At 68.4% G+C, this 12,473-nt stretch carries 10 protein-coding genes and 1 pseudogene; 1 reads left to right on the forward strand and 10 read right to left on the reverse strand.

The window, feature by feature from the left end:
* The 10 genes and pseudogenes from Q7T84_RS10835 to Q7T84_RS10880 form a co-directional block, all read right to left on the reverse strand.
* On the reverse strand, nt 1–762 hold a 762-nt coding region (locus Q7T84_RS10835), incomplete at its 3' end, for a PhoH family protein (RefSeq protein WP_304808633.1).
* Nucleotides 759–2,093, reverse strand: a complete 1,335-nt coding sequence (gene miaB / locus Q7T84_RS10840) for a tRNA (N6-isopentenyl adenosine(37)-C2)-methylthiotransferase MiaB (RefSeq protein ID WP_304808634.1) — start codon at nt 2,091–2,093, stop codon at nt 759–761. The genes miaB and Q7T84_RS10835, both read right to left, overlap by 4 nt.
* Before the next feature lie 137 nt (nt 2,094–2,230).
* On the reverse strand, nt 2,231–2,641 hold the full coding sequence (locus Q7T84_RS10845; protein ID WP_304808636.1) for a Fur family transcriptional regulator: 411 nt from the start codon (nt 2,639–2,641) through the stop codon (nt 2,231–2,233).
* Nucleotides 2,642–2,681: 40 nt separating this feature from the next.
* Nucleotides 2,682–3,131: a ribosomal protein S18-alanine N-acetyltransferase gene (gene rimI / locus Q7T84_RS10850; RefSeq protein ID WP_304808638.1), complete on the reverse strand. Its 450-nt coding sequence runs from the start codon at nt 3,129–3,131 to the stop codon at nt 2,682–2,684.
* A 2-nt stretch (nt 3,132–3,133) separates the two neighbouring features.
* The gene (gene tsaB, locus Q7T84_RS10855) at nt 3,134–3,769 is read right to left on the reverse strand and encodes a tRNA (adenosine(37)-N6)-threonylcarbamoyltransferase complex dimerization subunit type 1 TsaB (protein WP_304808653.1); all 636 of its coding nucleotides are present in this window, start codon (nt 3,767–3,769) and stop codon (nt 3,134–3,136) included.
* Nucleotides 3,770–3,824: 55 nt separating this feature from the next.
* Complete coding sequence (locus tag Q7T84_RS10860) at nt 3,825–4,397, reverse strand: NifU family protein (protein ID WP_304808640.1); 573 nt, start codon at nt 4,395–4,397, stop codon at nt 3,825–3,827.
* A 49-nt stretch (nt 4,398–4,446) separates the two neighbouring features.
* On the reverse strand, nt 4,447–4,920 hold the full coding sequence (locus Q7T84_RS10865) for a universal stress protein (protein ID WP_304808642.1): 474 nt from the start codon (nt 4,918–4,920) through the stop codon (nt 4,447–4,449).
* Between the two features lie 124 nt (nt 4,921–5,044).
* Nucleotides 5,045–6,079, reverse strand: coding sequence for a tryptophan--tRNA ligase (trpS, locus tag Q7T84_RS10870; RefSeq protein WP_304808644.1), 1,035 nt, complete (start codon nt 6,077–6,079; stop codon nt 5,045–5,047).
* A 147-nt stretch (nt 6,080–6,226) separates the two neighbouring features.
* Complete coding sequence (murJ, locus tag Q7T84_RS10875) at nt 6,227–7,852, reverse strand: murein biosynthesis integral membrane protein MurJ (protein ID WP_304808648.1); 1,626 nt, start codon at nt 7,850–7,852, stop codon at nt 6,227–6,229.
* Nucleotides 7,853–7,907: 55 nt separating this feature from the next.
* Nucleotides 7,908–10,730, reverse strand: a pseudogene (locus tag Q7T84_RS10880) ([protein-PII] uridylyltransferase).
* Between the two features lie 210 nt (nt 10,731–10,940).
* Between Q7T84_RS10880 and Q7T84_RS10885 the strand changes: the two are divergent.
* Nucleotides 10,941–12,419, forward strand: a complete 1,479-nt coding sequence (locus tag Q7T84_RS10885) for a globin-coupled sensor protein (RefSeq protein WP_304808651.1) — start codon at nt 10,941–10,943, stop codon at nt 12,417–12,419.
* Nucleotides 12,420–12,473: the final 54 nt, after the last annotated feature.

A 12,473-nucleotide genomic window follows, 5' to 3' on the forward strand; every position in this document is an offset into this window, starting at 1 on the left:
GCCGGTCACCGCCATGCGAGAACCCTCGCCGATCCGGGTCAGAACCATCTTCATCTGCAGACGGGTGGTGTTCTGCGCCTCATCGACAATGACGAAGGCGTGGCTGAGCGTGCGGCCGCGCAGGAAGGCGATGGGCGCGACCTCGATCTCGCCCTTCTCGCGGCGGCGGCGGAATTGGTCGACGCCCAGGATGTCGGTCAGGGCCTCCCAGACCGGGGCCATATAGGGATCGACCTTCTCGGTCAGGTCGCCCGGCAAGAAGCCCAGACGCTCGCCCGCCTCGACGGCGGGGCGCGAGACGATCAAGCGTTCGACCTCGCCGCGCAGCAGCAGGCCCGCGCCATGCGCCACCGCCAGGAAGGTCTTGCCGGTGCCGGCCGGCCCCAGGCCGAACACCAGGTCGCAACTGGCCAGGGCCTCAAGATAGCGGGCCTGGCCCGGCGTGCGCGGCGCCACCTGGCCGCGCTTGCCCGCCGGCAAGCCGCCCGGCGCCTTGGCCGCCCCGACCCGAACCTGGCCGATGGCCACGCGAACATCTGCCTCGGCCACGTCCTGGCCGGCGTCGGCGCGCGCGGCGATAGCCGAGATCACCTGCTTGGCGCCGGCGCGGGCCTTGGCGTCTCCGTCCACCGAAACCCCGCCGCCGGGCGTCTCGATCAGGACGTTGAAGGCGTCCTCGATCAGGGCGGCGTGACGGCTGGACGCGCCCGCCACCGCGCGGGCGGCGGCGTCGGACAACAGGATGAATTCAGGTCTGCTCACGCGGTTTCCATTTCCAGCACGCCGGCCAGGCTCATCTTGCTCCCGGCCTCGATCCGCACAGGTACGATCTGCCCGATCAAACGATCTGGCCCCTCGACATGCACGGCCTGCAGATAGGGGCTGCGGCCTGACAATTGCCCCGGATGACGACCCGGCCGTTCGATTAGGACCGGCAACACCTTGCCGGCCTGACTGACATTGAACGCCCGCTGCTGGTCATCCAGCAAGGCGTTCAATCGCGCCAGCCGCTCTTCCTTGACCTCCTCGGCCACCTGCCCGGGCAGGGCGGAGGCCGGGGTCCCGGGCCGGCGGGAATATTTGAAGCTGAAGGCCCCGGCGTAGCCGACCTCGCGGACCAGCTGCAGCGTCGCCTCGAAATCGGCGTCGCGCTCGCCGGGGAAGCCGACGATGAAGTCGCCGGCCATGGCGATGTCGGGCCGCGCGGCGCGGATCTTCTCCACCAGCCGCAGATAGCTCTGCGCGGTGTGGGCGCGGTTCATCGCCTTGAGGATCTTGTCCGAGCCGGCCTGCACCGGCAGGTGCAGATAGGGCATCAACTGCGGCAGCTCGGCATGGGCGGCGATCAGGTCATCGCCCATGTCGGCCGGGTGGCTGGTGGTGTAGCGGATCCGGTCCAGACCCTCGATCTTGGCCAACTGGCGCGCCAGCCCGGCCAAGCCACCCTCCCCCGCATAGGCGTTGACGTTCTGGCCCAGCAGGGTGACCTCACGCACGCCCTTGGAGGCCAGGTCGCGAGCCTCGGCCAGGATCGTCTCCACCGGCCGCGACCACTCGCCGCCGCGCGTATAGGGCACCACACAGAAGGTGCAGAACTTGTCGCAGCCCTCCTGCACGGTGAGAAAGGCGGTGACCCCGGCGGGATTGCGTTCCACCGGCAGGGCGTCGAACTTCTCGTCGGCGGCGAAGTCGGCCGCCAGCCGCTCGCCGCGCTTGCGGTGCGTGCGGGCGATCAATTCCGGCAGCTGATGATAGGCCTGGGGCCCGACCACCAGGTCGACGGCCTGCTGGCGGATCATGATCTGCTCGCCCTCGGCTTGAGCCACGCAGCCAGCGACAACGACGGTCATCTGCGCCCCGGCCTCAGCCCGAGCCTGCTTCATCTGCTTGATGTAGCCGAGCTCGGAATAGACCTTCTCGGTGGCCTTTTCGCGGATATGGCAGGGGTTGAGCACCACCAGATCAGCGTCCTCGGGCCGGTCCGTCATCCCATAGCCCAGCGGCGCAAGGACGTCGGCCATGCGCTCGCTGTCATAGACGTTCATCTGACAGCCGTAGGTCTTGATGTAGAGACGCTTGGTTGGAGCGGACATGGCCGGGTTTATGGGGCTGTGGATAGGTTGGCGCAAGGCGCACAACAGCGCGCGCACGCGCCGAAGCCGGGCCGCGAACAAATCTGGAAAAGGTCCGACGTCAGCCGAAAACCCCGCCGGAGCGGGGGCCGAAAGCTCTACCCCTCTTCAAGGGGCATGCCGTAGAGCTCAAGCCGGTGATCCACCAGCTTGTAGCCGAGCTTGCGGGCGATAGCCTCCTGCAGGGCCTCGATCTCTTCGTCCACGAACTCGACGACCTTGCCGGTCTTCATGTCGATCAGGTGATCGTGGTGGACCTCGGTGGCTTCCTCGTAGCGCGAACGGCCGTCACGGAAGTCGTGGCGCGCGATGATGCCCGCCTCTTCGAACAGGCGCACCGTCCGGTAGACCGTGGCGATGGAGATGTGCGGGTCGACCTCGTGGGAGCGACGATAGAGTTCTTCCACATCGGGGTGGTCATGAGCGGCCGACAACACCCGCGCGATCACGCGGCGTTGCTCGGTCATGCGCATGCCCTTCTCGATGCAGAGATTTTCGATGCGATCCACGAACGGGGCTCCTCGGACTTCAGATGACCTAAGGATAGGGCTACAGCGCCGCGCGGCCAAGGTCGAGACGCATCACGAGCGCATCGACGTAACCTTGTGGACCACGATCATAGTATCCGCGGCGCAGGCCCGCACGGTCAAATCCCGCGGCCTCGTACAAGCCGATGGCCGCGACGTTGTCGTCAGCGACCTCCAGGAACATCGCCTCGGCGCCCGCGATGCGTGCGACGCCGGCCGCCGCCTCGACCAAAGCCCGGGCCAGACCTCGGCGGCGCGCCGCCGGTTCGACGGCCAGGGTGAGGATTTCGGCCTCTCCCGCCACGGCCCGACAAAGGATGAAAGCCGCGGGCGCAGCGTCCTCCGCGACCAGGGCGAAGGCCCCAGGCGAGCCAATCAGTTCGGCGATTTCCGACGCGGACCAGGGATGGTCGAAGGCCTGGTCGTGGACGCGGGCGAGGTCCCCGGCCTCATGGTCCCAGGCGGGGCGCATCTTCACGCCTCCAGCGTCTTTCCGCCGGGCAGCTTGGCGTCGGGCGCGCGCAGATAGAGCGGTCGCGGCGGAACCGGCGATCTGCCCGCCGCCAACCGGGCGACCGCGACCGGGTCGGTGACATCGGCCGGGACAACGCGAACGCCCGGCCGGACATCGGCCAACAAGGCCGCGCCCGTGCCGATCAGAGTGTCAGGGGCGAACTCCGCAAGCCGGGCCGCGGCGGTCTCGATCGGCAAGGCGTCGGGCGCGCTCACCGGAACGCCGTCCGAGAAAGCTTGCAAATAGACTTGGCCGCGCTTGGCATCGAGCACCGCGACCACGTTCCCGCGCTCGGGTTCGGCCAAGGCCTCCAGCGAGCCGATCCCGACCGCCGGAATGGCCAGCGCGGCGGCCAGGCCCTTGGCGAAGGCCAGCCCCACGCGCAGGCCGGTGAACGAGCCCGGGCCGACGGTGACACCGATCCGGTCGAGCCGGTCGAAACCAAGACCAGCCTCGACCATCGCCTCCTGGACCAGCGGCGCGAGGCGTTCCTGGTGTCCGCGGCTCATGGGCTCGACCCGGCGCGCCAGCACGCGCTCGCCGTCCACCACCGCGACCGAGCAGGCGAACAGGCAGGTGTCGATGGCGAGCACGATCATCGCGCGCTCGCCGCCAGCGCTGAAACTTGGAAAACCCCCACCGCGAGAGCGCCTAGAGCGTCTGCTCGACGCGCGTCACTTCGGGCACATAGTGCTTGAGCATGTTCTCGACGCCGGCCTTCAGGGTGGCCGAGGAGGACGGGCAGCCCGAGCAGGCGCCGCGCATGTGCAGCCACACCACGCCTGTGTCGGGTTCGAAGCGGCTGAACAGGATGTCGCCGCCGTCCTGGGCCACGGCCGGGCGAATGCGGGTGTCGAGCAGCTCCTTGATCTCGGCGACCACCTGGGCGGTCTCGCCTTCATAGACCAGGTCGTCATGACCGCCGGCCTCGCCCGCGCTGTCTTCGAACAACGGGCGGCCCGAGGTGAAGTGATCCATGATCGCCGCCAGGATCGGCGCCTTCAGGTGCGGCCAGTCGTGATGGCCGTCCTTGCCGACCGTCAGGAAGTCGGTCCCAAAGAACACCCGGGTCACGCCCTCGATGTCGAACAGATCGCTCGCCAGGGGCGAGGCCTGAGCCTCGTCCATGGTCCGGAAATCGCGCGAACCCTCGGTGAGGAGCTCGCGGCCGGGAAGGAACTTCAGAACCTCGGGGTTCGGCGTGACTTCGGTCTGGATGAACATGAATGAGATGTGGCGCTTTACCGGCCAAATCGCAAGTTTCGCGAGGTCGCTAGGCGAGGTCAGCGATCTCTTCGTCGGTCAGGTCGCCCGGCACGACCGTGACCGGCACCTTGCGCGCGCCCCACTTCACCCCGTCCTTGGCGATCGAGGCGACCAGCGGTCCAGGTCCCCTGCCCCCGACCGCGGCGGCCAGCACCAGGATCTTGATGGAGGGGTCGGCGGAGATCACCTCGCGCAGGGCCGCGCGGGTGCTGTCGGCGTGCATGATGATGAATTCAGGCGGGGCGCCGGTTTCAGCCACCACGTACTCGGCCATCTTCTGCAGAATCGCCTCGGCCTCCTCACGGGCCTGGCGTTCGATCTCGTCGCGCACCCCGCTCCAGTGCTCGAACACCGCCGGCTCGATGACCCGCAGCAAGGCCACGTGGCCCTGGGTCGAGCGCGCGCGCCGGCAGGCGAACCGCAGGGCCGCCTGGAACTCCGGACTGTCGTCGGCGATGACGAGGAACTTGCGTGGGCTCATGGGGTGACGGTGGCTCGGGATCCTGCCGGAACGCAACAAAAACCGCTCACCCCGGCGAAAGCCGGGGCCCATTCGGAGGCAGCATGGGTCCCGGCCTTCGCCGGGATCAGCTGAAACGGAGGGTTCAAGCGCCCCAGTAGCCGACAATCTTCCTCACCTCGGCCAAGGTGGGGGCGGCGGCCTCGCGAGCGCGCTCGGCGCCGGCGGCCAGCACCTTGTCGATCTCGGCCGGATCGGCCATCAGCCGGCGCATCTCGGCGCCGACCGGACCCAGCTTCTCCACCGCCAGATCGGCGAGCTTGGGCTTGAAGGCCCCAAAGCCCTGGCCGGCGAACTCGGTCAGCACCTGCGCCGAGGTCCGCCCGTCCAGCGCGGCGTAGATGCCGAGCAGGTTCAGCGCCTCGGGGCGGTCCTTCAATTCGTCCAGCGTTTCGGGCAGCGGCTCCGGATCAGTCCTGGCCTTGCGGACCTTCTGGGAGATGGCGTCAGCGTCATCCAGCAGATTCAGCCGCGAATTGTCCGACGGGTCGGACTTGCTCATCTTGGCCGAGCCGTCGCGCAGCGACATGACCCGCGCGCCAGGACCCTGGGTCATGGCGTCGGGCAGCGGGAAGAAGCCCGGAACCTCGAAGTCATGGTTGAACTTCGCGGCCACGTCGCGCGTCAGCTCCAGATGCTGGCGCTGGTCCTCGCCGACCGGCACCTGGGTCGCCTTGTAGAGCAGGATGTCGGCGGCCTGGAGCACCGGGTAGGTGTAGAGGCCCACGCTCGAGCGCTCCTTGTGCTTGCCCGACTTCTCCTTGAACTGGGTCATGCGGTCGAGCCAGCCGAGGCGGGCGACGCAGTTGAAGATCCAGGCCAGTTCGGCGTGCGCGGTCACCGCCGATTGCGGGAAGATGGTCGCGACCTTCGGGTCAAGACCAGCCGCCAGATAGGCCGCGGCGATCTCGCGCACCTGGGAGGCCAGCAGCTTGGGGTCCTGCCACACGGTGATCGCGTGCATGTCGGCCACGAAGATGAAGGTCTCCACCTCGTGCTGCAGGCGGGCGAACTTCACCAGGGCGCCGAGATAGTTGCCAAGGTGCAGGGCGCCCGAGGGTTGGACGCCGGACAGCACGCGTTGCGGGCCCGTGTAGGCGGGGGGGGCTTGGTCGGTCATGATGATGTCAGGCTTTTGAAAAGAGGACGTGCAGGCGCGCTTGCGCGCAGCCGGTGGGCGGGATCAGGCGCTGCGCCATCGCCAAGTGTGCGTTCCGTAAGCCATGACCATTGCGAATAAGGCCTTCGGGAAAGAACGGCAAGCCCGTCAGAGGTCGGGCGAAACCGCCACGTCGCCTGGACGACGGCGCAGGGCGGCGCGGATCTCGGCGCGCGTGACGCCCCTGAACCCGAGCAGCAGCACGCCATAGGCCACGACGCCGAGCGCGCTGACCGACAGCACGGCGATCTCCTTGGCCCCAAGGCCGATGAAATAGATGTCCGCCAGCGGCGCCTCGATGAAGGCGCGGTTGTGGGAGGCAAAACCCATCAGCAACCCGAACGCGGTGCTGGCCGCGACAATGCGGGCGATGCGGTTCCAGGCCGCCTTGGTCGGGGTGTAGTCGCCGCGTTTGGCCAGCAGCAGGGACATTTGCAGGACGTTCAGCCACGCCGCCGCGCTGGTCGCCGCGGCGATGCCCTGAATGCCGATCACCTGGAACAGGGCCAGACCCAGCACGATGTTCACCACCACCGAGATGATCCCAAAGCGCATCGGGGCGCGGGTGTCCGCGCGGGCGAAGAAGGCCGGCTGCAGCACGCGCGTCAGCACGAAGGCCGGAACGCCCCAGCCGTATTGCAGCAGGATCTGCCCAGTCTGACGGGCGTCCTCGACCGTGAAGGCGCCGCGGGTGAACAGCCCGTCGATCAGGAAGAACGGCATGGCCGCCAGCGCCGCGCCGGCCGGAGCGGTCAGGGCCAGCGAGAAGATGATCGCCTGATCGGTGGCGGACTGGGCGTCGGCGTGATCCTTGGCCTGGATGGCGCTGGAGAGCCGTGGCAGCAGGGCTACGCTGACCGCCACGCCGATCAGGCCCAGCGGCAGCTGATAGAGGCGCGCGGCGACCTCGGTCCAAGCGCGGCCGCCCGGGACCTGGGAGGCCAGGATGCCGGAAATAAAGATGTTGATCTGCACCGCGCTGGCGGCGATGGCGCCGGGGATGGCCAAGGCGATCAGCGCCTTGATCTCCGGGCTGAGCTTGGGCCTGCGCAGCATGATCTTGGCCCCCGCGCGCCGAGCGCCCCACCAGAGCAGGCCGGCCTGCAACACGCCGGCGATAGGGATGGCGACCGAGGCGGCGAAGGCCGCCCGGATCGGATCGGTCTGCGGAATGACCGCGGCCAGCATCACTAGGTTGAGGATGGTCGGGAATATGCCGGTGACAATGAACCGCCGGTGAGCGTTCAGCACGCCCGAGAGCAGCGCCCCGATGGCCATGCACGGCAGGTAGGGCATGCTGATCTGGGTCAGCAGGATCGCCAGCTTGAACTTGGCCGGATCGGAGGCGTAGCCCGGATTGATCACGTACATCAGCCAGGGCATCGCCAGTTGCGCGGCGATGGTCAGGGCGATGGTCGCCGCCGCCAGGGTCGCCAGGGCGTCCGAGGCGATGCTATCGGCCTGCGCCTGTCCATCTCCGACCAGGGTCTTGGTATAGGCCGGGATGAAGGCCGAGGAGAACGCGCCCTCGGCGAAGATCCGCCGGAACAGGTTCGGAAAAGCCAGGGCGGTATAGTAGGCGTCGGCCGCGATGGTGGCGCTGGCCCCCAGCCGCGCGGTGAGCACCAGATCCCGCGCCAGGCCCATGAACCGGCTGATGAGCGTCAGGCCCGACAGCACCATGGAGGAGCGGATTAGGCCGCTCTTGGCGGGCGAGGTTGCGGGTGCTGTCACGGCGTTTGTGTGCGCTGAGCCCTAGGCCAGGGTCAAGAGCGACAAGACCCCGTGCTCACCTGGCGACGCTCGCCCGGGCCTTTTGGAGATTGGCCCGCGAACGCGGGGGCGTGGCCTCGGCTTCGTTGAGCGAGGCCATCAGGTCGGCCTTGAGCGCCGCCATTCGCTTGGCGTCGGTCAGCTTTCCGCCGTTCGGCTCGGTCACCTAGAAGGCGTCGACCGCGCGCTCGCCATAGCCGTCGATGTGGGCCGAGAGGATCGAGAGGCCGGCGTCGGAAATATTGTGGGCCAAGGCCGCCAACAGACCAGGCCGGTCGCGGCCCGAGGCCTCCACCACCGTCGAGACCTCCGAGGCGTCGTTATCGAGCATGACCGTGGGGGTGATCGAGAAGGCCGCCGCGCGCCCAAAGTCGGTCACCCGGCGCGGCTCGCCCTTGATCGGCTCGCCCCGTCCAGCCACCTCAAGCGCCTCGGCCAGCCGGGCCAAGGTGCGCGGATTGTCCGCGCCATAGGCGGCGCCGGCGCCGTCCTGGACATAGAAGACGTCGAGCGCCTCGCCCTGGCCGGAGGTGAACACCCGCGCCCCGACCACATTGGCGCCGGCCGCGGTGATGGCCGTGACCAGATTGACGAACAGCCGCTGACGGTCGGGGGCCGCCACCACGACTTCCGAGGCGTTCAAGCCGTTGCGGATCTGGCCCTGGGCCGCCGCCCCGCCCGCCTGCTCGGCGCGGCGCGCCAGGGCGGCGTGGAGCAGGATCTCGTCGTCGGAGAACGAGGTGAAATAGGCGTCCTCCATGGTCTGAACCCAGTCGGCCGTGGTCGGGTCGGCCGCGATCAGCCGCACGCGGGCGTCATAGGCGGCGTTCTCGTGATAGCGGCGGATGGCGGCGGCGGCGTCGGAGCCACGGCCGCCGCGGAACACCGCCTCGGTCGCGCCGTAGAGCTCGCGCATCAGCTGGCCCTTCCAGCCGTTCCAGACTCCCGGCCCGACCGCGCGGATGTCGGCGACAGTCAGCACCAGCAGCAGGCGCAGCCGCTCGGGCGTCTCGACGATGCGCGCGAAGTCGGCGACGGTGCGGGGATCGGAAATGTCACGCTTCTGGGCGTAGTCGCTCATCACCAGGTGATGCTCGACCAGCCAAGCCACCATCTCGATGCGCTTGCGGTCCAGGCCCAGGCGCTCGCAGGCCTGGCGGGCGGCCCGCGCCCCGGCCTTCTCCTGGCCCCCGACCCCGCCCTTGCCGGTGTCATGCAGCAGCATGGCCAGGAACAGCGCCTCGCGGTCGTCGATCAGCGGCATGACCGAGGTCGACAGCGGATGGTCTTCAGCGAACCGCCCATTGGCGATGTCGGCGATCACGCCGATGGCGCGCAGGGTGTGCTCGTCCACCGTATAGGAGTGGTACATGTTGAACTGCATCTGCGCGACGATGCGGCCCCACTCCGGCACGAAGCGGCCCAGAACGTCGGCGTCGTTCATCATCGACAAGGCCCGCTGCGGATCGCGGCCATGGGCGAGGATATCGAGGAACACCTTGGCCGCGGCGGGATCGCGCCGCGCCTTCGAGCCGATCAGGCCCGAACAACGGCTGGCGGCGGTGAAGGCGTCGGGATGCAGGTCGAGGTCGCGTTGATCGGCCAGCCGGAACAGCCGCAGCATGTTGATCGGATCAGACTCGAAGATCTCCGGCCCGTCGATATTGAGGCGCCCGCCCTCCTCGTGGAAACCGGGATCGAGCTTCTTGCGCTTGGCCTTGCCGTGGCCCGGGATCAGCCGCGAAAGCCCCTTGGGCTCCTGCTTGATCTGCTCGGCTTCCAGCTTGGCGGCGAACACCCGGGTCAGGGCGCCCACCTCCTTGGCGATCAGGAAGTAACGGCGCATGAACCGCTCGACGGCGGGCGCATCGCCACGGTCACCATAGCCCATCCGCCGGGCGATCTCCGGCTGCAGATCGAAGGTCAGCCGCTCCTCGGGCCGACCGGTGGCGAAGTGCAGATGGCTGCGCACCGCCCACAGAAAGTCGAACGCCTTGATGAAGGCCGCCACCTCGCGGCGGTTGAACATGTCGAGCTGGACGAAGCCGTCCACCTGGCTGACCGGGTGCAGGTACTGGGCGATCCAGAACAGGGTGTTGAGGTCGCGTAGGCCCCCCTTGCCCTCTTTCACATTGGGCTCGACCAAGTAGCGGCTGGCGCCCGCCCGCTCCTGGCGGATGTCGCGCTCCTTCAGCTTGGCGGCGACGAACTGCGCGGCCGTGCCCTTCACCACCTCGGCCCGGAAACGCCGGATCAGTTCGTCGGCCAGTTGCTTGTCGCCGGTGAGCTGGCGCGCCTCCAGGATCGAGGTGCGGATCGTGTAGTCTTCACGCGAAAGCTTGATGCACTCCTCGACCGTCCGCGAGGCGTGGCCCACCTTAAAGCCCAGGTCCCACAGGGCGTAGAGCATGTACTCGATCACGCTCTCGGTATGGGCGGTCTGCTTGTAGGGCCGCAGGAACAGCAGATCGAGATCGGAGAACGGGGCCAGGGCGCCGCGCCCGTATCCGCCGACCGCCAACAACGCCAAGCGCTCGCCCTCGGTCGGGTTGCGAGCCCGGAACACGTGGACGGTGGTGAAGTCGTAGAGCGCGGTGACCACCTCGTCGGTGACGCCCGACAGCAGCCGCGCGGTCTCGATGCCGCCGGCGCCGTTCTCCAGCCGCTCCTTGGCGATCATCCGGCCGCGGAACAGGGCCTGTTTGAGGATCTCCAGCGCGCGGCGGCGCTGTTCGGGCTCGTCGCCCGCCGCATCGAGGGCCGCGGCCGATAGCTGGGCGCGCAGACGGACCCCGTCGACAACATATTCCAGACGCGTGGGGCGAAGGCGTGGGGGCATGACTTGGATATAGTCTCGGCAGGTCCCGATGCCGAGGGCAAAGAAAAACACCGGCCCAACATCACCGCCCGTCAAACAGCGGCGAAATGACGCGAAACTGATCAAGCTGCGCCGTGGGTTGCAGCTCCTTACCCATCCTTAACCGCCGAGGTCCAGGAGTGCGCCGTGGAATACTCGTGCGTGATTTCTACGCGGTTGGTGGAGTGAGTGATGACTGGGAACGGCTTGGACGGACGCCTGGAATTCATGCAGGTGACGACGGAGACCCGGCAAGCGCTGCGCGCGGCTCGGCCGCTGATCACCGAGAAACTCCCCGCCGCCCTCGATCACTTCTACGCGCAGGTCCGCAAGACCCCGGAGACCCGCGCCCACTTCCGCGACGACGGTCACATCACCAAGGCCCACAACGCCCAGCTCCGCCATTGGCAGGGGATCACCTCGGGCGAATTCTCCGCCGATTACGCCAAGGCCGTGCAGACCATCGGCGGCATCCACGCCCGGATCGGCCTGGAACCGCGCTGGTACATCGGCGGCTACGCCCTGGTGCTGGAACAGCTGGTCCGCTCGGTGATGACTGAACGCGCGCCGGGCGTGCTGGGCGGCAAGGCCAAGAACGCCGAGACGGCCGACATCATCACCGCCCTGATCAAGGGCGCCCTGCTCGACATGAGCCTGGTGCTCGACGTCTATTTCGAAGCCGCGGAAGCCGACCGCCATAAGGCCGAGGCCGAGCGCGCCGCCGCCGCCGCCGAGCAAACCCGAGTGGTCCAGACCCTCGCCCACGCGCTGTCGGGCCTGGCCAAGGGCGACCTGACCGCGCGGATCGACCGCGAACTGACCGGCGACTACGCCCAGCTCCGCGACGACTTCAACGGCGCGGTCGGCGAACTGCACGGCACCATCGCCGCGGTGGTGCGGGCGGTGTCCTCCATGACCTCGACGGTCGGCCAGCTGAAGGTCTCGGGCGACGACCTCGCGCGCCGCACCGAGAACCAGGCGGCCTCGCTGGAAGAGACCGCCGCCGCCGTCGACGAGATCACCGTGACCGTCCGCCGGTCCGCCGAAACCGCCCGCCAAACCTCGACCGCCGTCGCCGACGCCCGCCAGGAAGCCGAGCAGAGCGCTCCGGTCGTCGAGGCCGCGATCGCCGCCATGGGCCAGATCGAGGGCTCCTCCAACAAGATCAGCCAGATCATCGGCGTGATCGACGAGATCGCCTTCCAGACTAACCTGCTGGCGCTGAACGCTGGCGTCGAAGCCGCCCGCGCGGGCGAGGCTGGCCGTGGTTTCGCCGTCGTCGCCTCCGAGGTCCGGGCCCTGGCGCAACGCGCCGCCGGCGCCGCCCGCGAGATCAAGGGCTTGATCACCGACTCGAGCAGCCAGGTCGCTCAAGGCGTGGAACTGGTCGGCCAGACCGGCCAGGCTCTGAACCGCATCGTCGGCCGGGTCAGCGAAGTGCATGGCCTGGTGGGCGACATCTCCACCTCGACCCAGGAACAGGCCGTCGGCCTGGGCCAGGTCAACACCACGGTCAATGAGATGGACCGCGTCACCCAGCAGAACGCCGCCATGGTGCTGGAAACCGCCAACGCCGCCGCGAACCTCGCCCAGCAGGCCGAAACCCTTACCGACCTGATCGGCCGCTTCCGCTTGGCCGAAGGCGCCATCGCCCGGCGCCGGGCGGCTTAACGCCACCCCCAAAGATCGTCATGGCCGGCCTCTTGAGCCGGCCATCCATGCCTC

This window comes from Phenylobacterium sp., assembly GCF_030654915.1.
Classification (GTDB): Bacteria; Pseudomonadota; Alphaproteobacteria; order Caulobacterales; family Caulobacteraceae; genus Phenylobacterium.